Genomic DNA, 26,506 nt, shown 5'->3' with positions numbered 1-26,506 from the left:
CCGGTTTATGGTTGGTAATGAAGCCAACCGTCTTCCAGCCAAGCTTGTAATGAGTCCCGTACGTCGGGGCTCATTTTTTTTAGTGCACTGCAGTCTAGTCGGCGTTGATCAGCCAGCGTCTTGATTGGAGTGCTCGCTTTTATCGCAGCGACTTCACCGTTAATGAACGCAGATGAGCCCCTGTACAGAAGGCGGGTGCACCGATCCAACACCAGGGTGCCGGTTGCGGGTGGATCATCGAATAAATCGATATCGCCGTCCAGATTGGTTTCAAAAGCGGCGGCTCTTGAGGGTTCGCTGAGCCATTGACCCAGGAAACGTCCTGCGAGCGCTTCATTAAATTGAATTTTCTCGGCAACGGCCAGTGTTTCTTTAATAAGAGCATCGGGTATTTGGGCGGGAGCCGACGTGGCAGCAGCGCCTTTGTCCTTGTAAGTTCCATTCAGTTTGGGACCTGGTAAAGGAGGGTCTCCATACAGACCACTGGTGTTTCCCAGCCGTGCCATAATCTGGTCACTTGCCGCTTCCAGTAGCCCGCAAGCCAGTGCTGCCTGAGTGGGCGCCCTGAAGCCAATGGACAGTGTCATGCAATTTCCTTCAGCGACACCGTCGTGGGCAATATGCGGGGGCAAATAAAGCATGTCGCCTGGTTCCAGCACCCACGTTTGCTCCGGCTCGAAGTGTGACAGTATTTTCAGTGGTAAATCGGGCTCAAGCCTTAAATTTTTTTGTTGGCTGATTTGCCAGCGTCGTTTGCCTACGCCTTGGAGGAGAAAAACATCGTAGCTGTCGAAATGCGGCCCCACGCCGCCGCCGTCGCCGGCGATGCTGATCATGACGTCATCCAGCCGTGCGTCGGGAATGAAGCGGAATTGATGCATTAAAGCGGCCACCGCGTCGTCGTGAGCATCTACGTTCTGGGCCAGAACGGTCCAATCATGTCGCTTTTGCGAGGGCAGGCGATGCAGCGGCCCTTGCTTCATCTGCCAGCCGTGCTGGTCTTTCCAGATCAGCCGCGACTCCACCTCTTCGCGGCGTACGAGTTGCCGAATGTCGTTGATGCTGAGCGTTGGACGGAAATTCGGCAAAGCCTGCCGGATGAGCAGGGGCTTTCGTTGCCAGTAGTCGCGCATGAATTCGTGTGGCGTCAGGCCACCTAACAGCGCGCAGGGAGTATGGATATCAATCATGTGTTTTTCAGGAAATGTCTTTTCTGAGCCGATAAAGCGTTTCCAACGCCTCTTTGGGCGTCAGGTTGTCGGGATCGATGCCGCTGAGATGCTCATACAGCGTTAAGGCGGCATCAATCGATGGGTCGATGGTGTCCGGTTCGGCGCTGCCGACCGGGGCGCTGAATAAATCTAGTTGGGGCGTATGGCCGCTGCTTTTTTCCAATTGCGCCAGCGTTTTCCCGGCATGACGAATCACGGCAGGCGGAATGCCGGCGCGCTGCGCAACCTGAATACCGTAACTGCGGCTGGCCGGCCCGGGTCGTACCTCGTGCAGGAAGACGATGCCCGTGCCGGATTCTGCGGCAGCCAAGTGGACATTATGCGCTGCAGGCAACGTGTCGGTCAGCCGTGTCATTTCGAAGTAGTGTGTGGCAAACAGCGTAAGCGCGTGGTTGTGGGTTAATAAGCGGTGGGCAATCGCCCAGGCCAGGGCCAGCCCGTCGTACGTTGAGGTACCCCTGCCGATTTCATCCATCAGCACCAGGCTGGCCGGCGTGCTTGCCGCCAGAATGGCGGCTGCTTCGGTCATTTCCATCATGAAGGTGGAGCGACCACCGGCCAGATCGTCTGCGGCGCCGATGCGCGTGAAGATCCTATCGATTTGTCCAATGCGGGCTGACTCGGCCGGGACGAAACTGCCGGTTCGCGCCAGCAGGGCAATCAGCGCGATCTGACGCATGTAGGTTGACTTACCCCCCATATTGGGGCCCGTAATCATCAGCATGCTTCGGTCGCTGTTCAACGTGCAATCGTTGGGTGTGAATTGCTCGATGCTGCGTTCCACCACCGGGTGGCGGCCTTGTTCAATGATGATTTCGTGATCGTCGGTGAGCACCGGGGCAACCCAGTCATTGTTGCGGGCATGTTCGGCCAACGCCGCCAACGCGTCGATTTGCGCCAGGTTGGAAGCGCACAAAGACAGGGCCTTCGTGCTGCCGGCCAACTCGTCGAGCAGTGCTTCGAATAATTGCTTTTCACGCGCCAGGCTGCGATCTTTGGCCGACAACACTTTATCTTCCCAGGTTTTCAATTCGGGCGTGATATAGCGTTCGGCATTCTTCAGTGTTTGGCGGCGCCGGTAATCGGCGGGTACCTTGTCTGTTTGCCCCTTGCTGACTTCGATGAAAAAGCCGTGTACGCGGTTGTATTCCACTTTCAAGTTGGTAATGCCGGTGCGCTCGCGCTCGCGCGCCTCAAGCTGCATCAGATAGTCGCCGCTGTCTGTGGCCAGCGTGCGCAGCGTGTCCAACTCTTCATCGTAGCCATTGGCCAATACACCACCATCCCTGACCAGCAGCGCCGGTTCCTGCGCGATGGCGTTGTGCAGCAGGTTGGGCAGGGCACCGGGCAGTGTGAGGGCCTGTGCGTGCATTTCAATGGTTGGGTCCGGGTCGAATCGCGTGGTAAGCAGTTCAACAAGGCCCGGCAAGGTATCCAGTGCGTCGCGCAGGCTGGCCAGTTCGCGTGGCCGTACCGAGCGTAGTGCAATGCGCGTGGCAATGCGTTCAATGTCGGGCAGCGCGTTCAGTTGTTGGCGCAATGCGTCCAGCGCCGGCGATGCATTCCAGGGGTCCTCATGTTCATTCGGTAATAAAAAACACTGCACAAGGCGCTGGCGCTGGGCGACCTCGCTGTTGTCGCGCAACGGATGATGCAGCCAATGGCGCAGCAGGCGGCTGCCCATGGGCGTTTGGCAATGGTCAAGAATCGAGAACAGGGTGGGCGATGCCTCCCCGGCCAGCGTTTGCGTAATTTCCAGGTTTTTACGGGTCACCGGATCCAGCACAACGTATTGACTTGACCGGTCGGTGCGCAAGGTTTGAATGTGTGGCAGTGCCTGACTTTGGGTGCGTTGAACGTAGTAAAGCAGGGCACCGGCCGCGCACGTTCCGGCCGGCCAGTCCGACAGGTCGAAGCTGCTCAAAGAGTCGATGTCGAAGTGATTCTGCAGGGTATTGCGTGCATTGTCGCTGTCGAAATGCCAATCGGGCAGGGTGCTGATCGCAACGCCTTCCAGCAGGTTAATCCGTTGGCTTTCGGGGCAAACCAGTTCGGCCGGGGCAATCCGATGCAATTCGGTGTCCAGCATGTCGGGCTCGCACTGGGTCACGCAAAAACTTCCATTGGCCAGGTTCATCCAGGCAATACCCGCAGTTTCGGTGCGTCGCTGTCGCAATACCCAGGCGGCGGCAATGAGCCGGTCGCTTTTGGCCGGCAGCAGGGCTTCATCAGTAAGGGTTCCCGGTGTCACAATACGTACAATTTTGCGTTCGACCGGCCCTTTGCTTGCGGCCGGGTCGCCGATTTGTTCGCAAATGGCCACCGACTCGCCCAAAGCGACCAAACGTGCCAGATAGCCTTCCATTGAGTGGAAAGGTACGCCCGCCATGGGAATGGGTGCGCCGTTCGAGGTGCCGCGCTTGGTCAGGGTCAGGCTCAGCAGGCGCGCTGCGCGCTCGGCATCTTCATAGAACATTTCATAGAAGTCGCCCATGCGGTAGAACAGAAGATGTTGTCCGGCCTCTTCTTTAAGACGCAGGTATTGCTGCATCATAGGGGTGTGCGAAGCGTGCTCAATATTGCTCATTCAATAGCGCTATGTGTTGTGTTCAATAGGGTTGGCTGAATTGCGTTTCGCGCAAGAAGCCATTCTAAGCTACCTGGTCATTTATCGATGGTGTCGATTGATTTTTAATCGAAAACTTCATTTTTATTCATGAGGTGCGAACGGTAAACTGTTCTCACAATAGCCGCAGCTAAGCGGCTTGAGCGAAAAACGCATTATTCATTCAGGGAGACAGTGATGGCGTCACGGGAATTTAGCATTACGCAAGACGTTCTCGACAGAATGCAACCGGAAAACGAGCGATTTGGCACAGTAATGGTTTCGTTGATTCGCCATTTGCATGATTTTATCCGTGACGTTCAACTAACTGAAGAAGAATGGATGGCCGCGATTCAGTTTCTTACTAAAACCGGGCAAATTACTACCGACAAACGGCAAGAGTTTATTTTGTTGTCGGATACTTTGGGCGTTTCTATTCTGGTGGACGCAATCAACCATCGCTTGCCCGAGGGTGCAACCGAACAAACCGTGTTGGGGCCGTATTACTGGGAGGGTGCACCGCGCCTGCCCATGGGCAGCGACATTGCAAAAGGGATTAAAGGAGAGCCTTGTTTTTTCTCCGGCCAGGTCACATCGTTAAATGGTTCGCCAATAGAAGGCGTTGAGCTTGATGTCTGGTCGGGTGATGGGGAAGGCAATTACGACATGCAGCTTGGCAGCGATGAAATGCTGTGCCGTGCTACGTTCACTACCGGGAACGATGGCAAGTATTGGTTCCGTTCCATCAAACCGTTTTATTATCCCGTTCCCGACGACGGTCCTGTTGGTGACATGTTGCGTGCCATGGGGCGTCATCCCAACCGCCCTGGGCATACGCATTTCATTGTGCGGGCGCCGGGACATAAAACCATTGTTACGCATCTGTTCCCTTCAGACTCGCCTTATCTTGATTCCGATACGGTGTTCGGCGTGAAAGAGGGCTTGATTGTTGATTTCGTGCGGCATGAACCGGGCGTTGCGCCTACGGGTGAAAAGGTTGACGTTCCTTTCTATACCTGTGAGTACCACTTCCAGCTTGCGCCGCTTGAGGCGGTGAAAGCGTAGTTCTTAATACCCCAGACATCTTTACATCAGGCTCGCTCATGAAAATTGGTAAGGAAACTACACCGCGCACCGCTATTTGTACGTCGAATCCAGACACAATCGTGGTTCGCGGTAAAAATCTCACGGAAGAGCTGGTTGGCCGGGTGTCGTTCGGTGATTATTTCCATTTGCTGGTTACAGGGAAAATGCCGGACGCCACGCAGTCGGCAGTGCTGAACGCAACGCTGGTGGCCATTGCCGAGCATGGTTTGGTACCAAGTGTCCAGGCCAGTCGTATGACATATGCTGCGGCCCCTGATGCCTTGCAAGGTGCGGTCGCGGCTGGAATCCTGGGCTGTGGCTCCGTGATTTTGGGCGCGTCGGAGAGTTGCGGTTATTTCCTGGAAGAAATCCGTGATCGCGCCGCCGGCAATACCGACTACACCGAAGCGGCCAGGCAAGTCGTTGGGGAATATCGCCAGGCACGCCGCCCGTTGCCGGGTTATGGGCACCCTTTACACAAGAAGCGCGATCCACGTGTGAGTGCGCTTTTCAATGTAGCCGCTCAGGCGGGAGCGGACACAACCTACATCGCGATAGCCGAGGCCGCTGAAAAAGTGATTCCCGATATTGTCGGCAAACATCTCATGCTAAACGTGTCGGCAGCCATTCCCGCTGTATTGCTTGGTATTGGCTTTCCGTTGGTTGGCTTGAAAGGAGTGCCCATTCTTGCGCGCACGGCGGGTCTGATTGGTCATTTGGTCGAGGAGGCTGAAAAACCCATTGGTTTCGCGCTTTCTTATCAGGCCACACGCGAAGTGGTGTACGAAGGGGAAGCGCCTCCCGGCTTTGTTCCATCAGAGTAATCAGTACGCAGCATTTCCCGATGCATCGCATTTAACAACGCATGGCCTTATTTGTGTGGCCAGGGGCTTCTTTTATCTGGAGCTATCAAAATGAAAAAAGTTTTGGAAGGAATTCGTGTCCTGGATCAAGGAACGTTTATTACCGGGCCGGCCGCAGGAATGCTTTTGGCGGACATGGGTGCGGAAGTGATTAAAGTTGAGCAGCCCGGTAATGGCGATCCATTCAGGGCGTTCAAGGGAGGGTTGTACAGCCCTCATTTCCAAACGTATAACCGCAATAAAAAAAGCATCACTTTGAACACGAAACAGCCGGAAGATTTGGCGGTGCTTGATGAGTTGGTTCTTAGTGCTGATGTTTATATCCAGAATTTTCGACCTGGTGCGGCAGACCGCCTGAATGTGGGGGAATCTCGGTTGCGTGCGCTAAACCCGAAACTAGTGTACTGCGCAATAAGTGGGTTCGGTCAAACCGGGCCCGCTGCGAACCGGCCTGCCTACGACTCTGTTGCGCAGGCCGCGAGCGCGTTTTTGGGTCTGCTCATTAATCCCGAGAATCCGCGTGTTGTGGGGCCGGCGATTGCCGACGCAGTGACCGGTTTCTATGCGGCAATGGGTATCATGGGTGCGCTGTTCGATCGCAGTCGCACGGGTGAGGGTGCGTTGGTCGAGGTGTCGATGCTTGAGGCCATGTGCCATTTCAATTTGGATGCGTTCACGCATTATTACTCTGCCGGCGAGGTTATGGGCCCTTACAGTCGTCCGAGTGTTTCGCAGTCTTACGTAATGAAATGTGGCGATGGAAAATGGATTGCCCTACACATGTCGTCTCCGGAGAAGTTCTGGCAGGGGCTGGCACGCGCCATTCAGCGCGAGAACTTGTTCGACGATCCGCGGTTTTGCGATCGAAACGCCCGTATTGAAAACCAGGAGGCGCTGATTCAGGTGTTATCGGATATTTTTGCGACGCAAGACCGTCCGGAGTGGTGTCGCCGGTTGGAGGCGGAAGATGTGCCGCATGCACCCATGTATGACACCAGCGAGGCGCTGAATGACCCGCAGGCACAGCACCTGGGCATTCTTGTGGAAGGGCGCCACGAGCAGATGGGAGTATTTCAAACGGTACGCACGCCTCTGACGTTTAACGGTCAACGTGAGCAAAGCGTTGTCCCGCCCCCGACTCTGGGAGAGCATAATGCACAGATTGTTGCACCTTTACGCGAACGTTTGGCTCAAAAGCCAAGCGGTTTATAGTTAAGCGGCCCCCAGCATCGCCCGCCGCAGATCATCGTGGTCAATTGCACTTGCGTCATCGTAGTGGCGCGTGATGCGTCCATGCGCCAGAGCGTAGGCCCGTGAGGCAACACTAATGGCCTGAAAAAAGCTTTGCTCAGCCATCAAGATAGTTAAGTTGGTGTTTTGTTGCAGGGTTTTAATGGTTTCAATCACCTGTCCGACAATAATGGGTGCCAAACCAACAGATGGCTCGTCAATTACAATGATTTTGGGCGAGGTCATCAGGCAGCGGGCAATCGCAAGAATTTGTTGCTGGCCGCCGCTCATGCTGCCCGCCAACTGGCGGCGTCGCTCTTTCAAGACGGGAAAGGTTGAATAACAGAAGTTCAGGTTCTCTTCCAGGCGGCGGCGAACTGTTGGGTTGCTTCCCGCCAGTTTGAGGTTGTCTTCAACTGTAAGGTTAGGGACCAGGCGTCGCCCTTCAGGCACTATCGACAAACCCTGTCGGACGATCTGAAAAGGTGCCAGCTCGGTAAGCGAGGTCGTTTTGCCGTCCCACTCAAGCAAAATGCGGCCTTTTGTGGGCTTAACAAACCCCAGAATGCAATTGAGTAGGGTGCTTTTCCCGTTACCGTTGGTCCCCAGCAATGCCACAAGTTCGGCCTCCTTAACCTCAAGAGAGACATCGTGTAAAACAGGTACGGCGCCGTAGCCGGCATGCAAGTTTTCAATGATGAGTCTGTTCACCGAAATACACCTTTTGAACGGTTTCGTTATTTGCAATTTCGTTGGCGGTTCCCGCGGCAATTAATTGGCCGGTATCGAAACACACCACACGTTGAGAGAATCGCATGACGGCGTGCATGATGTGTTCAATCATAATAATGGCGACCCCCGATTCATTCAGCCTCATGAGAATGTCCAGCACTTCATCAATTTCGGTATCCGACAGGCCCGCCATGGCCTCGTCGGCAATAAGAACCTTGGGGTCACTGGCCAGCGCTCTGGCCAGTTCCAACTTTCTGAGTTCAAGTTGCGATAAAGACCCCGACGGGTCTTGGGCGCGGGTGTGCAAACCAACTGATTGCAACAGTTCAAGCGCGCGCTGTTCTTTGTTGTGGACGTTATGCTTGTAGTCGAGTGGGACAAGCAGGTTTTCAAGCACTGACATACCAATAAAGGGCCGGGGAATCTGAAAGCTTCGGGCGATTCCCAACCGCGCGCGCTCGTGGGGAAGAAGATGGCTGATGTCCTTACCCATAAAGTGAACGGTACCGTTGTCTGGTTTCAATACACCCGTTATGCAGTTAATTAAGGTTGTTTTGCCGGCGCCGTTCGGGCCGATGATGCCCAGCCTTTCGTTAGGGTTGAGGTCGAGGTCAACCGGCCCGAGCGCTTTGAAAACGCCAAATGATTTTTCTATGTTTCGAAGTGACAGTGCCGTTGTCATTGTGCAGTTCCCGCAGATTTTCGTTTGGCCAGGCCAAGTAGACCGTTCGGCGCTAACGCAACAAAAGCAATGAGCACGACGCCGACGAACAAAATGTTCAGTTCCGAGGAAATGGTGACGGTTGCGATTTGTTGTGCGGAGGCAAGAATGATTGCGCCGATGATGGGACCCGCCCAGCTTCGTGTGCCACCAATCAGGGGCATGGCAATGGCGTTCAGGCCAATGAGCAGGCTGAACGCGGTAACTGGCTCGACAAAGTTCGTGTAGAAGGGGTAGGGCGCGCCGGCAGCGGCAAGCATGGCGCCACTAATACTGCATGCCATCAGCTTAAGTTTAAGCGTGGGAACGCCGGAGCATTCGGCGGCGTCTTCACTGGCCCGAACTGCACGTAGGCCTCGACCGATCCAGGAGTGTTCAATCCAGCGAGCCAGGGCAACACAGGCAACAGCGATGATGAGTATGACGAAAAAGACATACTGTACCGGCCCTCCGGACCATTCCGGTGGGGCGGGTCCATAAACAGCCATGCCGCGCGCGCCACCCAAACCGGGTAAGTTATGGACAATGGTTTCAAGCACAATGACCAGTCCAAGCGTGGCAATGGCGAAATAAACGCCTTGAATTTGAAGTGTCAGGTAACCCATGGCAAGGCCCAGAATGGCCCCTAAAGCCGCAGCACCAATAATGCCGACCCAAAGCGGCAAACCAAATGCGTTGAAGAGAAAAGCCGATAAATAGACGCCACTGCCGAAAAAGGCAGCCGCACCGAAATTGATATAACCGGCGTAACCGCCAAGCACATTCCATCCGGTGGCGATAACGATGTATTGGACAATGACATAACCCGCAAAGAAGTAGAACGGATTCGTGACGATTGAAGGCGCGAAAAAGCCGGCAAGCAGAATCAGAATAGCGCCCAAGGCGAAAATGAGATTGTTGCGTTTCATCGGGCAGCTCCAAAAAGACCCTGCGGACGCAGACCCAGCGCCAGAAGCAGAATGGCAAAAGCAACCCCGGGGGACCACGAGGGGGTTAAATAAGCGGAAACGAAAGATTCGGCAATGCCGATCATGATGGCGACAACCAATGTGCCGGGTATGGATCCCATGCCGGCCAACACCACAATGGCAAATACACGCCCGATTTGAAAACGGCCTGCGAAGGGTTCGACCGGCCCCATAATAATGAGCGCGGCGCCGCCTATGACGGCTGTGGCAGTGGCAATACCGAATGCATGACGTTTGATCCAGGTGGGGTTAATACCCGATATTGATAATGCGCGATCGTCGTGGGCGACCGCGCGAATCGCCGTACCGGAATGGGTGCGGTTGAAATACAACCATAATGCGCTAATCATGATGGGCGCGAACAATGCGGGCACAAGGAGTCGATACGGCATAGTGATTGGCCCCAGAACCAGACTTGACCCAACATAGTCTGCATCAACTGATTTCAATTCCGAGCCAAAAAACAAGGCGATTGCAATTTCAATAACCAGTGAAAGGCCGAAAAACAATGTAAGACTTTGCAGCACATTCGCTTGCCCCTTGCGTTCGAAGGTGCGCGAATAAAAACTGTAAAGCGCCATGCCCAGCACATAAAAAACGGGTAAACCGATGAGGGCGGCGGGAATGGGGCTAATGCCCCATTGGCCTACAAGATAAACAAAATAAGCACCCACAATGACCAGAGCCGGGTGAGCGACGTTGGGGATGTGCAAAATGCCGAAGGTGATGGCCAGCCCCAGAGCGATGGAGGCATAGATGCTACCCAGTACAACGCCGGTGGAAATTGCATTCAGGAAGATATCCAGGGATGAGGTCATACTACGCCACCTGGCCGGGCCGATCGCAAAAGCGAATGGCCCGGCTGAAAGGTTAGATTGAAGAAACGAGAAAAATTATGAAGCTTTACGTGCCGCGTTGTACGGTGTAATGAGATTGCCTGATTTCAGTTCCGCGGGATCGAGAATGACTTGTTTGCCAGGCTCTCGGAACTGGTTGATGTCGTTGCCTTTGACATTCTGGATCTGGATCATGAGTGTACGCCGTTTTGTCCAGTCGCCGATGTCGTTGAACGCCACTTTGCCGACAATCGTGTCAATGGGGTTGGCATGAAGATATTGCGCCATTTTTTCAATATCAACGGATTCCGACCCTTTAACACCGGCTTCAATAATTTGGCCTGCAACGTAGTAAAAGGGCGGGATGTAAAAACCAAGAGGATCCAGTTTTTGTTCAATTGCAATGGGTGTGTAGCGTTTGAAGAAGCTTTCAATGCCGGGTGATTGCAAAGTGGGTTCTGGAACAAACGTGGTGATATTGACCAGACCGTTGAGATCTTCGCCCAGAGAGCCCAGCAAAGATCCGTACTGTGGCCCGATCATTGAGCCGCCGAATATCTGTACGCTATCGTTGATACCAATTTCCTTCACACCCCGGATGATGGCGGCGCTGTCAGCTGGGTAGGAGCAGACAAAGACGGCATCGGGAGCGACGTTGTTGATGTTGCGCAAAATGGCCGAGAAGTCACTTGTGTTGGGCGGATAGCTTTGGTTCATGACCACTTCCATGCCGTATTCTTTGGCTACCTGCGCGCCACCTTGCGCGGCGCTGGAGGAAAACTCCAGGTCGGAATTGATGATGGCGATACGCTTGGCGTTAATGGACTTGGCAATATCAAAGAAGCCGCGTGCCCAGCCCAGCATAGAGTCAGGCCCCCAAGGGCAGGCATGAAAGTACTTGTTGGAGCGAGCACGGTCATTGCCGGCCAGGGCGAACATCCCCACCATAAACAGGTTGCGTTGCTTTATAAATGGCATAAGTGGCGCCGAAAGGTTGGCGCCGTACGGAGAGATCAGGACATCGACTTTGTCGACATCAACAAGCTTTGAATAAATGGCGGGTACATTTGATGCGCTGCTTTGGTCGTCGTAAATAACAAATTCGACTTTGCGTCCCAGTAATCCACCTGCGGCGTTGACGTCGTCGCGCCAAAGTTGATAACCGATTTCGCCGGCACGTGTACTGGCCAGTGGACCGGTCAGGGAAACGCTGGCACCGATTTTGATTGGCTTGTCGGCTGCGAACGCCTTGCTGGAAAGAATAGTGGGGGCGGCAAGGCCTAGTGTGCCCATGGCAGCCAGTTTATTGAATTGACGTCGTGTGGTCATAGGTGTCTCCTCCGGGATGCGTTTAATTTATTGATATGCCTTTGTTCGGCATTTTCATTACTGCATTTGACCTTTGTTTGAATCTTTGAAAACGTCGGCACGGATAGTGCGTGAAACAAGTTTACTTTCGGCCTTGCATGAATAAAAATGAAGTTTTCCATTCAATAACTATCGATGTTGTCGATGGAAGTGTTATTTGTGTGATGGTTGTGCGATGGATGCCGGGGGAGTTCAATGGAGTTAAGACATTTACGCTATTTCGTTGCGTTGGCAGAGCAACTCAGTTTTACCCAAGCAGCAGAAAAAGTCCATGTGACCCAGTCGACGCTGTCACACCAAATCAAGCAACTTGAAGACGAGTTGTCGTGCAAGCTCTTTGAACGGATTGGAAAACGCGTAATCATGACCGAGCGTGGAGAGGCTTTCCTGGAGTATGCCCAGAGGGCGTTGCAGGAGGTCGAAGAGGGCGTTAAAACCCTGCGCGATACATCGGGTGAGTTGGGTGGTGAGGTTCGTGTGGGTGCCACCCATACGTTCAACATGCGCATTTTGCCGCAAAGCCTGGCATTGTTCCTTGAGCGTCACCCGTCAGTATGCGTAAAAGTCATGGAGTATTCCGGCGATCAGGTAGCAGCCGAGTTGCAGGCGGGGCGCCTGGATTTTGGTATTACGTATCGGCCTGAAAAAATAAGTGGTTTGTTATTCGAGCCTCTGTACAACGAAGAGATGCGTCTGGTAGTCGGCAAATCTCATCTGTTTGCCAACCGCCGTTTTGTGCGTATGGCAGAACTACATGGTCAGCGAATTGTTTTGGTGCCGCCATCGTATGCCACCCGCGCATTGTTGGAAGATTGTTTCTCGATGGCGAATGCGCAGCCGATTGTTGTTGCCGAAATGAATGCGATTGCACCCATGCTCGAGTTCGTGAATATGAGTAATGCGGCGGCGATTGTGTCTGAATATGCTGTGGGTTTGGACGATGCCCGCGTCATTCCATTACAAAGCCCTACACCCGTTCGTACCCCCGGTCTGATTTGGCTGCGTGGACATTTGCGCACGCCCGCCATGCGAACTTTGGCCGGGATTATTCGCGAAAGAGTGAGTGAGCTGAACTTGCGCCGTCTGCGCGGCAAGTAATCCGCTGTAGGCAGTCGTACCAAATTTCTGCATTTAACCTGCTTATCAAGTACCATTCTCAACTAACTTTCGTCACTTAGTATTCAAAGTCATGAGTCACGTGTCATCCGATCTACATCTTGCCGAGCTTTATGCCCAACCCGGCCACCTTTTGCGGCGTGCCCATCAAATATCCGCTTCAATTTTTCACGATGAATTGGGCGAGATGGTGACGCCGGTTCAGTACGCTATTTTGCGAACTTTGAAAGCGTTTCCCGGCATCGATCAGGTGTCATTGGCGGGGTTGGTTGCCATGGATACGTCAACGGCTGCCAGCGTGGCCGGCCGCCTGGCTGAAAAGAAATTGCTCACGCGCGATCTCGATCCGAACAATCGTCGCCAGCGTAAGTTGTTTCTAACTGAACAGGGTGAAGCCTTGCTGCAGCAAACGGTGGGTGGAATCGACCGTTTGCATAATCGTCTTTTCGATGGTTTCAGTCAACAAGAAGAGGCGCAGTTCATGACCCTTTTGCAAAAGCTGGTTCATATCAATAACATGCAGAGCCGTGCGCCCTTTGTTCCCGCTAAAACGGCGCCGTCCAGGGGCGAGGTTGAAAAAGGAGTTGAAAAACTAGGGTAAACCCGCGTTGCATGTCCGGGGCGAGAGCGTAAAATAATTTCAGATTCAGTGCACTGAACGTCTGGCAAAACGAACTTAGACGCTCTCTTACTTTATTACTCAGCGAGGCCGGTATGTTTATCAAAAACACGTGGTATGTTGCCTGTATGCCCAACGAAATCGATGGCAAGCCCCTGGGCCGTCAGATTTGCGGCGAACGGATTGCTTTTTACCGGGGCGTTGAAGGAAAAGTTGCCGCGGTGGAAGATTTTTGTCCTCATCGTGGTGCTGCGCTGTCCCTTGGGTTTGTCGAGAACGGAAACCTGGTTTGTGGCTACCATGGTCTGGTCATGGGTTGCGACGGTAAAACTGTTGCCATGCCTATGCAGCGCGTCGGCGGTTTTCCCTGTATTAAAAATTACCCCGTCGTCGAAAAATACGGATTTATTTGGGTATGGCCGGGCAACCCCGAAAAAGCAGATGAATCGCTTATTCCTCACCTGGATTGGGCGGTGAGTGATGAGTGGGCCTATGGTGGTGATATGTTTCATGTGAATTGTGACTATCGCCTCATGATTGACAACCTCATGGATCTCACACACGAAGCGTATGTTCATGCCGACAGCATCGGCCAGGATGAAATCGATGAGTCCCCCCCGGATACCACAGCCGAGGGCGACAAGGTTGTGACCAGTCGCTACATGAATGAAATTACCGCGCCTCCTTTCTGGAAAGCGGGCATGCGGGCCAATGGTATCGACGAATCCGCAGTGGTTGATCGGTGGCAGATCTCCCGTTTTTCGCCTCCCAGCCATGTTCTTATCGACGTTGGCGTGGCGTTAACCGGAAAAGGGGGCATGGACGCAGACCCCAAAGATCGTGCGCGCGCCATTGTGGTTGGTTTTATTACGCCCGAAACAGAGAACAGTCATTGGTATTTCTGGGGTATGGCGCGTAACTTCAAGGCCGACGACGCCGAATTGACGGAACGGACCAAAGTACGCCAAGGCGAAATCTTCACACAAGACCTTAGTGTGCTTGAAGCGCAGCAGCGAAATCTCGACGATCATCCCGAGCGTCGTCTGCTGATGCTCAATATTGATGCAGGTGGCGTACAATCTAGGCGTGTCATTGATCGTTTGGTCAAGGCAGAGCAGGAAGAAAACGCTACGGCTTCAGCCTGATGGTCACCCATGGTGCGGGCTGAAGGTTTTTTCACGCCCGCACCCAGTGGGTCAAACCAACTTAGTAGATGATTGAATGAGTCAACTTTCCGTTAAAGTCGTCAATAAAACCCAGGAAGCTGAAGACATTGTCAGTCTTGAACTGGCCAGCACCGATGGTAAAACCTTGCCTTCGTTCAGTGCGGGCGCTCACATCGACGTCAATGTTCCCGGCGGCCTGACCCGTCAATATTCCTTGCTGAATGATTCCGGTGAGCAGCATCGGTATGTCATCGGGGTACTGCGCGATCCCGAATCCCGCGGCGGTTCCACTGCAATTCACGACAAAGTGAATGTGGGCGATGTGTTGCAAATCAGTGAACCGAAGAATCATTTTCCGTTAGTGAAATCGCAACGCTCCCTTTTGTTTGCGGGCGGTATCGGTGTCACGCCCATTTTGTGTATGGCCAGGCGGCTAGGCGCCATTAATGCTGATTTTGAAATGCATTATTGCGCACGATCCCCTGAACGCATGGCGTTCAAAGGCGATATCGAGTCGTCGGCTTTTGCGGATCGGGTGCAGTTTCATTTCGATAATGGAGATGATGCGCAGAAGCTCAAGCTGGAAGAAATCATCGCCCAGCCGCAAGCAGGAACGCATATTTATGTGTGTGGTCCAACTGGTTTTATCGACTACGTTGTTAATACCGCCAAAGCAAAAGGTTGGGCAACTGATCAGGTTCATCTCGAGTATTTTGGTGCCGCCGAGGTCGATACAAGCGGCGATGAATCCTTCGAGGTGAAGATTGCCAGTACCGGGCAAACATTTACAGTGCCGGCCGATAAGTCAATTACTCAGGTACTTGATGAGAACGACGTTTTCGTTCCTGTTTCGTGTGAGGAAGGGGTTTGCGGTACTTGTCTGGTTCGTGTGCTCGAGGGTGAGCCTGAACATCGGGATTTGTACCTTACCGATGCCGAGCATGCGGCTAATGATCAAATGACGCCTTGCTGCTCACGGTCGAAATCCTCCGTGTTGGTATTGGATTTATAAGGGGTTCCCCCATCTTTTGCAGAAAAACGCCGCTTATGCGGCGTTTTTTTGGAACAATGTTGGGGTAGTGTCATTTTTTGAAATGAACTTAAGTGTTTTAAAACAAAAATCGGAGACAACAATGTCCTGGAATTTATCAAATTACGGCTTTGTGTCGTGTGCAACACGCTGGAGGCCGAAATGCTGGGCAATTTAATCGGTGTGGTATTCGACGGTGTCGCCTTCGGGGCGCTGCTGTTTCTGATTAGTGTGGGTCTGTCGGTCACGATGGGTCTGATGAACTTTGTGAACCTGGCCCACGGGGCGTTCGCCATGCTGGGCGGCTATGTCAGCGTTGAACTGATGACACGCCTGGGCGTGCCTTTTCTGGCTACATTGCCCCTTGCGTTTCTGGCTGCGGCGCTGGCCGGTTTTATTCTGGAGCGCACGCTTTATCAGCGGCTGTACGAGGCCGACCCGCTTGACCAGGTTTTGTTCTCGATTGGTCTGGTGTTCATGGTGATAGCCACCTTCACTTTTTTCTGGGGGCCAACGATTCAACCGGTGAACCTGCCTGACTGGTTGCGTGGGCAGTTCCGGGTGTTCGATATTGGCTTCGGGGTATATCGTTTGTTTCTGATCGGGGTGGTGGTTCTGGTCACTATTGCCCTGGGCCTGATTATCGAGCGTACGCGATTTGGCGCACAAATACGGGCGTCTGTCGATAATCAGCAGGCCTCAAAAGGCTTGGGCATTAATGTGAATCGGGTTTTCAGCCTAACCTTCGCGCTGGGCTCGGGCCTGGCCGGCCTGGGTGGTGTGTTGGGAATCGATGTGCTGGGCCTGGATCCCACCTTTCCCCTAAAGTGGATGGTGTATTTCCTGATTGTGGTGGCGGTGGGCGGTGCCGGCACGATTCGCGGGCCGCTGGTGGCCGCGATTGTGCTGGGTATTTTTGATGTGGCGGGCAAATACTATGTACCGGAAATTGGGGCATTTGTGATCTATGTCCTTATGGTTATTCTGCTGCTGTTTTTCCCTAACGGTTTAATCACGAGGCGCGCATGAGCTTGCAATCACTATCCATTGTCGATCGTTTGCCCGCGCCGCGCGTGCCTAACGACCGTTGGCACAAACTTGAATACCTGTTCTGGATTCTGCCGTTTGTCGCTTATTTTCTGTTTCCGACCAATCTTGTCCTGATCAGTCAGATGATGATTCTGGCGCTGTTTGCTTTGTCGCTGGACCTGATTCTGGGTTATGCCGGTATTGTGTCGCTCGGTCATGCGGCGTTTTTCGGGTTGGGAGCCTATACGTCGGGCTTGTTGTCAACGCACGGATGGGGCGAGCCGTTTAGCGCGTTGCTCATTGCCGCAGTGTTGGCCGCTATTCTGGGCTACATCACGAGTTTCCTGGTGGTGCGCGGGCATGAGTTGACCCAACTGATGGTCACGTTGGGTATCGGTTTAATGTTGTACGAAGTGGCCAATAAAGCAACCGACTTCACCGGTGGCGCTGATGGTTTGTGGGGTATCGCCACCTGGCCGCTATTCGGCATTTTTGAAATCGATCTTTACGGTAAAACGGGCTACTTTTATAGTTTGGCGGTGTTGTTCATTATGTTTTTGTTCGCGCGTCGCCTGGTTAGCTCGACCTTTGGTTTAAGCCTGATTGGTATTCGGGAAGGGGCCAAACGCATGCCGGCCATTGGCGCCAACGTCGACAAGCGCTTGGTGGCTATTTACACCATCAGTGCGGGGATGGCCGGCGTTGCAGGTGCGTTGCTGGCGCAAACCACGCAATTTGTGGGGCTCGACTCACTCGGGTTTATTCGTTCAGCCGACCTCTTAATTATTCTGGTCTTGGGGGGAGCGGGCCGCCTTTACGGTGCCATGATTGGGGCGGTGGTGTTCATGTTTGCCCATCACTATATTTCCGACATTAACCCGGTTTATTGGCAATTCTGGATCGGCCTGTTGCTGGTGGTGATTGTGATGATGGGCAGCGGCGGGATTCTGGGTTCGGTTGACCGGGTGCTTGAACGTTGGCGCAACCGCGCTGCAGAAAAGGGGGCGTCATGAGCCAGGATACAACTCTGCGTACTGAGGGTTTGACCAAAATTTGGGGGACGTTTCAGGCTAACAGCGATGTGACCTTGTCGTTCAAGCCGGGCGCGCGTCACGCGCTAATCGGCCCCAACGGTGCCGGTAAAACCACCTACATTAATATGCTCACCGGGGCATTGCAGCCTACGCGAGGCAAGGTGTTCCTGGGCGATCGCGATATTACCCATTTGCCCCAACACGAACGGGTTAAGCTGGGTATGACGCGCACCTTCCAAATTAACACGCTGTTTGCCGGTTTAACCGTGTTGGAGTCAGTTGTGCTGGCGATCAGTGAGCGTGAGGGCTTGCACAAGCAGTGGTACAAAACGGTTGAAAAGCAAACGGTGTTAATCGACGAGGCGGTCGCGTTGCTGGAAACGCTGCGCCTGGCGCCGGAAATGAATACTCGCACGCGCAATTTACCTTACGGTAAGCAGCGTCTGGTCGAGATTGCCTTGGCTTTGGCCACGCGCCCCAAAGTTTTGCTTCTGGACGAACCGGCGGCCGGCATCCCGCAGGCGGAAAGTCAGGAGCTTTTTGAAGTGATTTCCCAGCTTCCCCGCGATGTCACGATTGTGTTTATTGAGCACGATATGAGCCTGGTGTTCCGATTCGCTGAACGTATTACGGTGTTAGTAGGTGGCAAGGTATTAACCGAAGGCAGCCCGGATGAAATCGCCGCAGATGATCGGGTGAAGGAAGTGTATTTGGGGGAGGCCGAACATGAGTAACACATCGCAGGACATCCTGACAGTTGACCGCGTTTGTGCCGGGTATGGCGAAGCGGTTGTGCTGGAAGATATTTCCTTTTCATTGAAAGAGGGTGGCAGCCTGGCTTTGCTGGGACGAAACGGGGTGGGTAAATCCACCTTGTTGCTGACCTTGCTGGGTTTAACGCAGTTGCACAGTGGTTCCATTCATTGGGACGGGCGTGATGTTTCTCGTGTTCCTACGCATCAGCGTGCCGCTGCCGGTATGGGTTGGGTGCCGCAAGAGCGTCATATGTACCCATCGTTAACCGTGGAAGAGCATTTAACGGTTGTTGCGCGTCCGGGCCAATGGGATGTGGCCAAAGTGTATAAATTATTTCCCCGGCTGGAGGAGCGCCGCGCCAATATGGGTAACCAGTTGTCTGGAGGTGAGCAGCAAATGTTGGCTATCGCACGCGCGCTGATGGTGAATCCGCGTCTGCTGCTGCTCGATGAACCGATGGAAGGGCTGGCACCAATTATTGTGCAGGAGCTGCTGGGCGTGATTCGGCGGCTGGTGCATGAAACCGGGCTAACGGTGATTGTGGTGGAGCAGCACGCCCGTTTGGCATTAGGGCTTACTCAAGACGCGATTGTTCTGGATCGCGGACAAATTGTCCATCAGTCAACCAGTCAGTCGCTGCTCGATGAACCTGAAACGCTGAATCGTTTGGTGGCGGTGGCCTAAAGCATCGTTGCTGTTTTCACTATAGGATAATTTGTGTGCGCTATTTGCAGGCCATTGTTCTGTAATGATAATTTGATGTAGTTAAATAGTTTTCCATTGTGTTGTCCACAGTTTCAGTGGATAAGTTCGACCGAATAGGCTGATACGTTTTCAGTGTGATTAACAATTAATCGTAAAGGAAGTTATGACCGATTTACAGACGCTAATTGATTGGGTTGCCGCGGGGTTTACGGCAATGGCGTTCGATTTGGTAATCGCCTTGGTTATTTTGATTGTTGGCTGGCTGATTTCCAGTTGGGTCGGGAATGTAGTGCGGCGCCTGGCCACCCGTTCAGTGCGTATCGACCCGACCATTGTGCCGATTGCCTACACCGTGACTATCTGGGCGATTCGCGTTGTGGTATTGGTTGCGGTGCTCGCACGGCTGGGCGTTCAAACGGCAAGTATTATTGCGGTACTTGGTGCAGCGGGTTTGGCCATTGCTTTGTCGTTGCAGGGGACATTGCAGAATATCGCCGCAGGTATCATGTTGTTGGCGTTGCGCCCGTTCCGGGCCGGTGACTTTGTGTCGGTTGTGGGAACGGTGGATGGGATGGTTGATGAAGTCGGGCTGTTTATGACCCGTTTCAAGCAGTACGACGGTACATTTATTATGGTGCCCAACAGCAATATTTGGGGTAGCGCTATTTTAAATCTTAGCCGTCATCAAACACGGCGGGCACAGGCCTCGGTATTCATCCCTTATGGTGAGGACGTCAACCGCGCGATGGCCGAGTTGGTTAACATGGCCAAGCAACATGAGTTGTCGCTCGAGGACCCGGCCCCGATGGTGATGGTAACGGAGTACCGCGACCATGCCATGGTGGTAACAGTTCGCGCCTGGGCGGAGGCCGGTAATTGGTTTGATCTGCAAAACGATATGAACAGACGAGCACAAGAAGTGTTGCGTGATGCGGGTGTTGAGCTTCCGCCATCACGCCCGGTTAAGTAATGGCATATGCCGCTTCGGTCTACAGGTTAGTTTTTTCGCAGTTGCCCGTTGGCCGCTTTGACCATTGCAGTGCAAACGCCGCGCATCATATCGACTTCGTCGTTGGTCATCTGGTTGCGACCAAATAGGTGATGCATGCGCGGGATCAGCTTTTTTGGGTAAGCCGGGTTCAGAAACTGAATTTGGATCAAGGCTTCTTGCCAATGCTTTAGAAGTGCGTTGATTTTGGCTTGTGAGGCCAATGCGTCGCCTGCTTCAGGGTCGGCGGAATGCGTTTCGTCATGACCGTTTTGAACATGCTTGATACGCGTAGGCGAATCAATTGTTTCGGTTGCGCAAGGCATGTTACTGAGTGCATAACGTAATTCCCAAGCGGCCAACTGCAGCGCTTGAGCAACATTCAATGAGCTGTATGCCGGATTCGCGGGAATATGACAAATGCGCTGACATTGCGCGATGTGTTCATTAGTCAGGCCTGATCTCTCGGTACCCAATACAATGCCCACTCGCCCTTCGGGATGGGTGGACACATGGCTTTGGCTTAAGATGGCGGCTTCACGAATATCACACACGGGTGGCCCCAATACGCGCTCGCGGGCGGTCATGGCAAATGCCATGGTAAGGGGGGCAAGGGCGGTTTCCAGGTTGGGAACAATGTCGGCCTGTTCAAGGACGTCACCTGCACCGCTGGCCAGTGCAATGGCATCAGGGTGGCGGGTGACGTTGTCGTGTTCTGGATTAACCAGACACAGGTCGGTAAAGCCCATGGTTTTAATGGCTCGGGCGGCTGCACCCACATTTCCGGGGTGGCTGGGCTGCACCATAATAAAGCGTATACGGGAAAACAAGATGGTCATTTCGGTGATAAAAGCGAAGTCATTTAAAATAGCCAGCTAAAATGCGCTTGTAGCCAACACAGATTTGTTATTAAAAACGGAATTTTATGCACCCCATGCTTAACACCGCCATTAAGGCGGCACGCCGCGCCGGCGCAATTATCAACCGCGCCAGCCTGGACCTCGAGCGTTTGCACGTGGCACGTAAGGGGCCTAAAGATTATGTCACGGAAGTAGACAAAAGCGTTGAAGAGGCCGTTATTGACTTGCTGCGCACTGCCTACCCTGAACATGGTTTCTTGTGCGAAGAGTCGGGCCTGCACGAAGCGGGAAACACCGTTAACGGTGTCCCTGAATATCAATGGATTATCGACCCCCTCGACGGCACGAGCAATTTTATCCATGGTTATCCGGTCTATGCTGTTTCAATTGCTTTGGCGCACCGGGGGCAAGTCGTTCAGGCAGTTATTTATGACCCCAGTCGAAATGAGTTGTTTACCGCCAGTCGTGGCGGCGGTGCATTTTTAAATGACCGTCGCATTCGGGTATCGGGCTTAACGCGTTATCACGACGCCATGTTGAGCGCGTATGTTCCCGATTCAGGCGGTGGGGTGTCGCCCGACTCCCGCTGGGCCAATCTGTTATCGGGCTGCGCCAGCGTGCGTCGCATGGGTGCATCGGTGCTTGATCTTGCTTATGTGGCCAGTGGCCGCATCGACGGGTTTTGCGGCAAGAATCTCAAACGCTGGGACCTCGCTGCCGGCGGGCTGATGATTCTGGAGGCCGGCGGGCTGATAGGCGATTTTGACGGTGAGCAAAACTGGTATGAAACCGGCAGCGTTATTGCCGGCAGCCCCAAAATTTTTACGCAAATGCTGGCACATTTGAATGCCAAGTAAATTAATGCGGGGACGCAACTAATGGAAACATTTGGTTTCGAGTGGCTGGGTGACCCCGCGGCTTGGGTCGGGTTAGCGACCTTGATCGTCCTGGAAGTTGTTCTGGGTATCGACAACCTGATTTTCATCGCCATTCTGGTCGATAAATTACCTCCTCATCAGCAAGATCGTGCCCGAATCATGGGTTTGTCTTTGGCGTTGATCATGCGCCTGGCTTTGCTGACGCTTATGTCCTGGATGATCAAGCTGACCCAGCCGTTGTTTTCGCTGGGGCCCGTTGATTTTTCCGGTCGTGATCTCATTCTGATTCTGGGCGGGTTTTTTCTGCTGTTCAAGGGCACACTGGAGCTGCACGAGCGTATTGAGGGCCGTGCCCAACACGCATCCGGCGCACGCTTGCATGCCAGCTTCGGGCTGATCGTTACTCAAATTATTATTCTGGATGCCGTCTTTTCAATCGACGCTGTCATTACCGCAGTGGGGATGGTCGAGCAGTTGTCGGTAATGATGGTCGCAGTGGTGTTTGCTATTGGGGTTATGTTGTTTGCCTCCAAGCCGCTGACCAAATTTGTAAATGCGCATCCAACGGTCGTGGTGTTATGCCTGGGCTTTTTGCTCATGATTGGTTTTTCCCTGGTTATTGAAGGGTTTGGCTTTCATGTTCCTAAAGGGTATTTGTATGCGGCCATCGGGTTCTCGGTTCTTATTGAAGCCTTGAACCAGGTTGCCCGGCGGAATCGAAAGAAAGAAGAGCAGCACCGACCTATGCGTGAGCGTACAGCAGAAGGCATTATGCGCATGCTGGGGCGCAAGCCGTTAATCGGGCCCGAGCAACCGCAAACAGACAAAGCTGCACCGGCGGCCGCCCAGGTTTTTGGTGAGGAAGAGCGCAACATGGTCAGTGGCGTATTGACACTGGCTGATCGCAATATCCATTCCATCATGACGCCGCGCAACGATGTGTCGTGGATCAATCTTGATGATTCCCCCGATGATATCCGGCAGCAAATTATTAAAACGCCGCATAGCTTTTTCCCGGTGTGTCGGGGTTCTCTCGATGAGGTAATCGGCATCGGGCGGGCGAAAGAGTTGCTTACCGATATTCTGACGTCGGGCAATGTAAAGTTGTCGCGCCTGCGTGATCCGCTGATTGTGCATGAGTCCATTGGTGCATTACGACTCATGGAAACACTTAAACGTTCGCGGGGGCAATTGGTTTTGGTTACCGACGAGTTCGGCACAATTGAAGGGGTGGTGACACCTATCGATGTGTTCGAGGCAATTGCCGGTGAATTCCCCGACGAAGACGAATCACCCGATATTATTCAGGAAGATGAGAACCGCTGGAAAGTTGATGGTGCCGCCGATATTCACCATCTGGAACAAGTATTGGCAACCGATGGTTTGGTTAATGATGAAGAGGGTTATTCAACATTGGCCGGTTACTTATTGGGGCGCTTTGGCCATTTGCCGGCACCGGGCGATGCTTGCGAGCTTGAGCGACCGCATGCCAGGTTTACTTTTAAAGTATTGCGTCTTGAAGGGCGGCGGATTGCGACGGTTCTGGTTGAGCGATCTCCTGTTATGCCCGATGGCGATACCGTACCCGAGGCTTCGTAGCATAGTGAAGGAAGATAGGTCGTACATATGACGGAACATACGTGGTATCTGCTGAAGGCTTTGATTCTGGGAGTGGTTGAAGGGTTTACCGAATTCATACCGGTTTCCAGCACGGCGCATTTATTATTAATTGGTGAATGGATCGGTTTCGATTCAGGTGATGCAAAAGTGTTCGAAGTCGTGATCCAGTTCGGCTCGATTTTGGCGGTCGTGTGGATTTTTCGTCGTCGGATTTGGCAATTGATCTGGGGTACTTATCGGCGTGAACGCACTGAAGTAGCGTTTGCCCGGAACCTGATCATTGCGTTTTTGCCGGCGGCGATTATTGGGGCGCTGGCGATTCAATACATCAAAATGCTGTTTCATCACCCCGGTATTTTTGTCGTCACCCTGATACTGGGTGGGCTCATTATGCTGTGGGTTGAGCGCAAGCCACAGTTCGCAAAATTTACTGATTCAGCGTCGTTGTCTGACGGCGGCACGGACAAGCGTCGTTCAACCCAGGCGCTGGAAGAGATTTCGTGGAAGCAGGCGCTGGCGGTGGGGTGCGCGCAATGTATCGCAATGGTTCCGGGAACATCGCGTTCAGGGGCGACCATTATCGGCGGGATGCTGGCAGGTATCGAGCGTAAAACAGCTACCGAATTTTCGTTCTTTCTGGCAATTCCAACCATGTTGGGCGCCACAGTTTACGATTTATACCGACACGGGTCGGCGTTGTCGGGCGAACAAACCAGTGCAATTTTAATTGGGTTCGTAGCAGCATTCTTTAGCGCGCTGGTGTTGGTTAAAGCGTTGCTGTTATTTATCGCCAAACACACCTATCGCCCGTTTGCCTGGTATCGCATCGCGTTGGGAATCGTGGTGTTGCTCTGGTTAAGCCTGGGTGGCTGATCAATAAAACTGATCGCCGAATAAATATCAGGGGCGTTCGAATATCGGAAAGTCGTGGTTGGTTGTACTAATCAGCTTCAATGTATCGGCTGTAATGTGCAACCAGCCTCCTCGGGGGCTTTCGCTGTGGTCGTAGTCCCAGTCGGGTAAAACAACATGTCGAAGGACACCGCTTTGACCCAGGTCGAATACGCGAACAGCCGGGCGGTGTGTGTGGCCGTGAACCAATGTTTTTATATTGTAGTTCATGAACATATCTTTTACGGCGACAGCGTTAACGTCCATAATTTCGGCGCGCTTCGTTTTATTGGCCCGCATGCTGCGTTGGCGTGCCATGCGCGCGATGCGTTCACGCAACGGCATACCCAACGAAAAGAATAATTTCTGAACGGTCTGGTTGCGCACGACGCTTCGAAAGCGTTGATAAGACTTGTCGTCTGTGCAAAGCTCATCGCCGTGAGTGAAAAGAATGGGTCCAAAATCGGTTTGAATAAAGGCCGGCTCAGGCAATAGTGTTGCGTGAATGCGGTTACACAATTGCCGGCCGATCAGGAAGTCGCGGTTACCCCGTGCAATATACAACTGCGTTTTTCGGCCGGTGTCGGCCAACTGATTCAATACGTTGACCAGCCACTCGGAAGGGGCGTTCAGGGCGACGTCGTCACCGACCCAGGCATCGAATAAATCACCGCCGATAATCAAGGCGTCGGCCTCGTTGCCGGCGCGCTGAAGAAACGCAGAAAATTGTGCCCAGGTTTTTGGTGTGCCCGGCCCCAGATGAATATCCGAGGCCAACCAGACAGTACCGGTTAGTTCAAGCTTATTCGACAACAACGGCTTTTTCAATGATGACATCTTCGACGGGCACGTCTTGATGGAAGCCTTTGTTTCCAGTGCTGACGTTTTTGATCTTGTCGACGACTTCAGTACCTTCAATGACCTCGCCAAATACGGCGTAGCCCCAGCCGTTGCTGGTAGGGGCGGTAAAGTTCAGGAAGTCGTTGTCTGAAACATTGATGAAAAACTGCGCTGTGGCTGAGTGTGGGTCGCTGGTACGCGCCATTGCCAGCGTGTAGCGATTATTTTTAAGGCCATTATCAGCTTCGTTTTCAATAGGAGCGTGAGTCTCTTTTTGTTTCATGCCGGCCTCGAATCCACCGCCCTGAATCATGAAGTTATTGATGACACGATGAAAAACTGTGCCGTCGTAGAAGCCTTCGCGTACGTACGTTAAGAAGTTTTCAACGGTTTTGGGGGCTTTTTCGGCGTTTAGCTGGATCAGCATTTCACCGTGATTGGTTTGTATGCGAACTTGAGGTTGGTTGCTCATGGATTCACCTTGTGTTGAGTGATTATTGGAATTGGCAGCTGTCGCGCTACTCAGAAACGTGGCAAACGCCAGTAAAAACGAAAGAAAGAAAGCGTTGCGAAACAGCTTTTTTGTAAATTGCGTCATGGCGGCGAAAGCGGCAGAAAAAAATGATTAAAGACGGTTGTCATGTGGCGCAGAAATGAATGCTTATTCCAGGATGCGTTGCACTTCTTGCGCTTTTAGGGTTGCGTCTGCAATACCTGATTGCCCCGCTTGGGAGAAAGACTCGTAGGCTTGCATAAGCTGCACCTGGCCTAAATTGTATCGGGCCAGATCGTACTCGGGGAAGGCGGAGAGTGCCATTGAGAGTGCGTCCTGGGCCCGATCAAGCTGTTTTTGTTTAATGTAAATTGAAGCAAGGTTATTCCAAGGCTCAGGCAGCTCAGGGTAGGTGATGGTCATGTCGCGATAGATTTGTTCGGCCTCAGTTTCGCGCCCGGTGGCAGCCAGGGCCCGCGCGTGAAGAAACATGAGTTGCACATCTTCGCCCAGCGCTTGCGATTCTGCGCGTTGGGCTTCGCGTTTCTGGATAATTTCCAATGCTTCTTGCGCTCGCCCCTGGTTAATCATTTGTTCAATGCGGTCTGTAATTTGAGAAGGCGTTAGCGGTAGCGAGGTGTCAACGCCGGGTGAGAGCGCTTCAAGGACGTTGGCCAGCCCCTGCCAGCCCCTATCGGCGGCAGGCGGGTCGTTGAAAAGTTTCTCATCTGTATTGCCTTTTGTTTGAGCTGTGGCTTGCGCTGAAACCGCAAATACGGGCAGTGCCAGCATGACAGATAAACAAATTCGACCAATAATTTGACGCACTGATGTGTCCTG

The 26,506-nt window shown here is 53.1% G+C and carries 26 protein-coding genes; 15 read left to right on the top strand and 11 right to left on the bottom strand.

What is annotated here, in order from left to right:
* Window positions 1-5: 5 nt before the first annotated feature.
* Together G9Q38_RS13415 and mutS are read right to left on the bottom strand one after the other, a co-directional pair.
* The gene (locus G9Q38_RS13415; RefSeq protein WP_166132420.1) at window positions 6-1,187 is read right to left on the bottom strand and encodes a JmjC domain-containing protein; all 1,182 of its coding nucleotides are present in this window, start codon (window positions 1,185-1,187) and stop codon (window positions 6-8) included.
* A gap of 10 nt (window positions 1,188-1,197) precedes the next feature.
* The gene (mutS, locus tag G9Q38_RS13410; RefSeq protein WP_440971563.1) at window positions 1,198-3,819 is read right to left on the bottom strand and encodes a DNA mismatch repair protein MutS; all 2,622 of its coding nucleotides are present in this window, start codon (window positions 3,817-3,819) and stop codon (window positions 1,198-1,200) included.
* 216 nt (window positions 3,820-4,035) lie between these two features.
* Between mutS and G9Q38_RS13405 the strand changes: the two genes are divergently transcribed.
* The 3 genes from G9Q38_RS13405 to G9Q38_RS13395 all read left to right on the top strand — a co-directional run bounded on the left by G9Q38_RS13405 (window position 4,036) and on the right by G9Q38_RS13395 (window position 6,998).
* Window positions 4,036-4,902 carry an intradiol ring-cleavage dioxygenase gene (locus G9Q38_RS13405; protein ID WP_166131904.1) on the top strand — a complete coding sequence of 289 codons (867 nt, stop codon included), beginning with the start codon at window positions 4,036-4,038 and terminating at the stop codon, window positions 4,900-4,902.
* A gap of 38 nt (window positions 4,903-4,940) precedes the next feature.
* Window positions 4,941-5,747 carry a citryl-CoA lyase gene (locus G9Q38_RS13400; RefSeq protein WP_166131902.1) on the top strand — a complete coding sequence of 269 codons (807 nt, stop codon included), beginning with the start codon at window positions 4,941-4,943 and terminating at the stop codon, window positions 5,745-5,747.
* Window positions 5,748-5,837: 90 nt separating this feature from the next.
* Window positions 5,838-6,998, top strand: coding sequence for a CaiB/BaiF CoA transferase family protein (locus tag G9Q38_RS13395; RefSeq protein ID WP_166131899.1), 1,161 nt, complete (start codon window positions 5,838-5,840; stop codon window positions 6,996-6,998).
* On the opposite strand, the gene G9Q38_RS13390 is transcribed toward G9Q38_RS13395, so the two are convergent.
* The 5 genes from G9Q38_RS13390 to G9Q38_RS13370 form a co-directional block, all read right to left on the bottom strand.
* Window positions 6,999-7,727 carry an ABC transporter ATP-binding protein gene (locus G9Q38_RS13390; RefSeq protein ID WP_166131896.1) on the bottom strand — a complete coding sequence of 243 codons (729 nt, stop codon included), beginning with the start codon at window positions 7,725-7,727 and terminating at the stop codon, window positions 6,999-7,001. It abuts the gene before it with no gap.
* Window positions 7,708-8,430 carry an ABC transporter ATP-binding protein gene (locus G9Q38_RS13385; protein ID WP_166131893.1) on the bottom strand — a complete coding sequence of 241 codons (723 nt, stop codon included), beginning with the start codon at window positions 8,428-8,430 and terminating at the stop codon, window positions 7,708-7,710. The genes G9Q38_RS13390 and G9Q38_RS13385 overlap by 20 nt, the downstream gene beginning before the upstream one ends.
* Window positions 8,427-9,377 (bottom strand): branched-chain amino acid ABC transporter permease, encoded by a 951-nt coding sequence (locus tag G9Q38_RS13380; protein ID WP_166131890.1) that lies wholly within the window; start codon window positions 9,375-9,377, stop codon window positions 8,427-8,429. Before G9Q38_RS13380 ends, G9Q38_RS13385 begins: the two co-directional genes overlap by 4 nt.
* Entirely contained in the window at window positions 9,374-10,255 is an 882-nt protein-coding gene (locus G9Q38_RS13375) for a branched-chain amino acid ABC transporter permease (protein WP_166131887.1), read from the bottom strand. The genes G9Q38_RS13380 and G9Q38_RS13375 overlap by 4 nt, the downstream gene beginning before the upstream one ends.
* A gap of 75 nt (window positions 10,256-10,330) precedes the next feature.
* Window positions 10,331-11,602 (bottom strand): amino acid ABC transporter substrate-binding protein, encoded by a 1,272-nt coding sequence (locus G9Q38_RS13370; protein WP_166131884.1) that lies wholly within the window; start codon window positions 11,600-11,602, stop codon window positions 10,331-10,333.
* Window positions 11,603-11,836: 234 nt separating this feature from the next.
* Here G9Q38_RS13370 and G9Q38_RS13365 point away from each other — a divergent pair, with 234 nt between their 5' ends.
* The 9 genes from G9Q38_RS13365 to G9Q38_RS13325 all read left to right on the top strand — a co-directional run bounded on the left by G9Q38_RS13365 (window position 11,837) and on the right by G9Q38_RS13325 (window position 20,066).
* The gene (locus G9Q38_RS13365) at window positions 11,837-12,739 is read left to right on the top strand and encodes a LysR substrate-binding domain-containing protein (protein WP_166131881.1); all 903 of its coding nucleotides are present in this window, start codon (window positions 11,837-11,839) and stop codon (window positions 12,737-12,739) included.
* A 91-nt stretch (window positions 12,740-12,830) separates the two neighbouring features.
* Window positions 12,831-13,358: a MarR family winged helix-turn-helix transcriptional regulator gene (locus G9Q38_RS13360; RefSeq protein WP_166131878.1), complete on the top strand. Its 528-nt coding sequence runs from the start codon at window positions 12,831-12,833 to the stop codon at window positions 13,356-13,358.
* Between the two features lie 113 nt (window positions 13,359-13,471).
* Window positions 13,472-14,521, top strand: a complete 1,050-nt coding sequence (locus tag G9Q38_RS13355; RefSeq protein WP_166131874.1) for an aromatic ring-hydroxylating dioxygenase subunit alpha — start codon at window positions 13,472-13,474, stop codon at window positions 14,519-14,521.
* Window positions 14,522-14,597: 76 nt separating this feature from the next.
* Complete coding sequence (locus G9Q38_RS13350) at window positions 14,598-15,554, top strand: PDR/VanB family oxidoreductase (protein WP_166131871.1); 957 nt, start codon at window positions 14,598-14,600, stop codon at window positions 15,552-15,554.
* A gap of 180 nt (window positions 15,555-15,734) precedes the next feature.
* Window positions 15,735-16,601: a branched-chain amino acid ABC transporter permease gene (locus tag G9Q38_RS13345; protein ID WP_119442130.1), complete on the top strand. Its 867-nt coding sequence runs from the start codon at window positions 15,735-15,737 to the stop codon at window positions 16,599-16,601.
* Window positions 16,598-17,614 carry a branched-chain amino acid ABC transporter permease gene (locus G9Q38_RS13340; protein ID WP_114421003.1) on the top strand — a complete coding sequence of 339 codons (1,017 nt, stop codon included), beginning with the start codon at window positions 16,598-16,600 and terminating at the stop codon, window positions 17,612-17,614. The genes G9Q38_RS13345 and G9Q38_RS13340 overlap by 4 nt, the downstream gene beginning before the upstream one ends.
* The gene (locus G9Q38_RS13335) at window positions 17,611-18,369 is read left to right on the top strand and encodes an ABC transporter ATP-binding protein (RefSeq protein WP_114421002.1); all 759 of its coding nucleotides are present in this window, start codon (window positions 17,611-17,613) and stop codon (window positions 18,367-18,369) included. The genes G9Q38_RS13340 and G9Q38_RS13335 overlap by 4 nt, the downstream gene beginning before the upstream one ends.
* The gene (locus G9Q38_RS13330) at window positions 18,362-19,075 is read left to right on the top strand and encodes an ABC transporter ATP-binding protein (RefSeq protein ID WP_166131868.1); all 714 of its coding nucleotides are present in this window, start codon (window positions 18,362-18,364) and stop codon (window positions 19,073-19,075) included. Before G9Q38_RS13335 ends, G9Q38_RS13330 begins: the two co-directional genes overlap by 8 nt.
* A gap of 184 nt (window positions 19,076-19,259) precedes the next feature.
* Window positions 19,260-20,066, top strand: a complete 807-nt coding sequence (locus G9Q38_RS13325; RefSeq protein ID WP_166131866.1) for a mechanosensitive ion channel family protein — start codon at window positions 19,260-19,262, stop codon at window positions 20,064-20,066.
* A 26-nt stretch (window positions 20,067-20,092) separates the two neighbouring features.
* On the opposite strand, the gene G9Q38_RS13320 is transcribed toward G9Q38_RS13325, so the two are convergent.
* Window positions 20,093-20,923 (bottom strand): RNA methyltransferase, encoded by an 831-nt coding sequence (locus tag G9Q38_RS13320; RefSeq protein WP_205962302.1) that lies wholly within the window; start codon window positions 20,921-20,923, stop codon window positions 20,093-20,095.
* Between the two features lie 86 nt (window positions 20,924-21,009).
* Here G9Q38_RS13320 and G9Q38_RS13315 point away from each other — a divergent pair, with 86 nt between their 5' ends.
* Genes G9Q38_RS13315 through G9Q38_RS13305 form a run of 3 tightly spaced genes read left to right on the top strand, consistent with a single transcriptional unit; the run spans window position 21,010 to window position 24,315 of the window.
* Window positions 21,010-21,801, top strand: coding sequence for an inositol monophosphatase family protein (locus G9Q38_RS13315; protein ID WP_114420998.1), 792 nt, complete (start codon window positions 21,010-21,012; stop codon window positions 21,799-21,801).
* Window positions 21,802-21,822: 21 nt separating this feature from the next.
* The gene (locus G9Q38_RS13310) at window positions 21,823-23,421 is read left to right on the top strand and encodes a TerC family protein (protein ID WP_166131860.1); all 1,599 of its coding nucleotides are present in this window, start codon (window positions 21,823-21,825) and stop codon (window positions 23,419-23,421) included.
* A 27-nt stretch (window positions 23,422-23,448) separates the two neighbouring features.
* Window positions 23,449-24,315: an undecaprenyl-diphosphate phosphatase gene (locus G9Q38_RS13305; RefSeq protein WP_166131857.1), complete on the top strand. Its 867-nt coding sequence runs from the start codon at window positions 23,449-23,451 to the stop codon at window positions 24,313-24,315.
* A 27-nt stretch (window positions 24,316-24,342) separates the two neighbouring features.
* On the opposite strand, the gene G9Q38_RS13300 is transcribed toward G9Q38_RS13305, so the two are convergent.
* The 3 genes from G9Q38_RS13300 to G9Q38_RS13290 all read right to left on the bottom strand — a co-directional run bounded on the left by G9Q38_RS13300 (window position 24,343) and on the right by G9Q38_RS13290 (window position 26,494).
* Window positions 24,343-25,170: a UDP-2,3-diacylglucosamine diphosphatase gene (locus G9Q38_RS13300; protein ID WP_166131854.1), complete on the bottom strand. Its 828-nt coding sequence runs from the start codon at window positions 25,168-25,170 to the stop codon at window positions 24,343-24,345.
* Window positions 25,136-25,645, bottom strand: coding sequence for a peptidylprolyl isomerase (locus G9Q38_RS13295; RefSeq protein WP_205962301.1), 510 nt, complete (start codon window positions 25,643-25,645; stop codon window positions 25,136-25,138). The genes G9Q38_RS13300 and G9Q38_RS13295 overlap by 35 nt, the downstream gene beginning before the upstream one ends.
* Before the next feature lie 189 nt (window positions 25,646-25,834).
* Window positions 25,835-26,494: a tetratricopeptide repeat protein gene (locus G9Q38_RS13290; protein ID WP_228276136.1), complete on the bottom strand. Its 660-nt coding sequence runs from the start codon at window positions 26,492-26,494 to the stop codon at window positions 25,835-25,837.
* Window positions 26,495-26,506: the final 12 nt, after the last annotated feature.

Origin of the sequence: Pusillimonas sp. DMV24BSW_D, from assembly GCF_011388195.1 — a bacterium.
In the GTDB taxonomy this organism is placed as follows: domain Bacteria; phylum Pseudomonadota; class Gammaproteobacteria; order Burkholderiales; family Burkholderiaceae_B; genus Neopusillimonas; species Neopusillimonas aestuarii.
The sequence above is the reverse complement of the archived record's forward strand: the minus strand, read 5'-3'. Positions and strand labels throughout refer to the sequence as shown.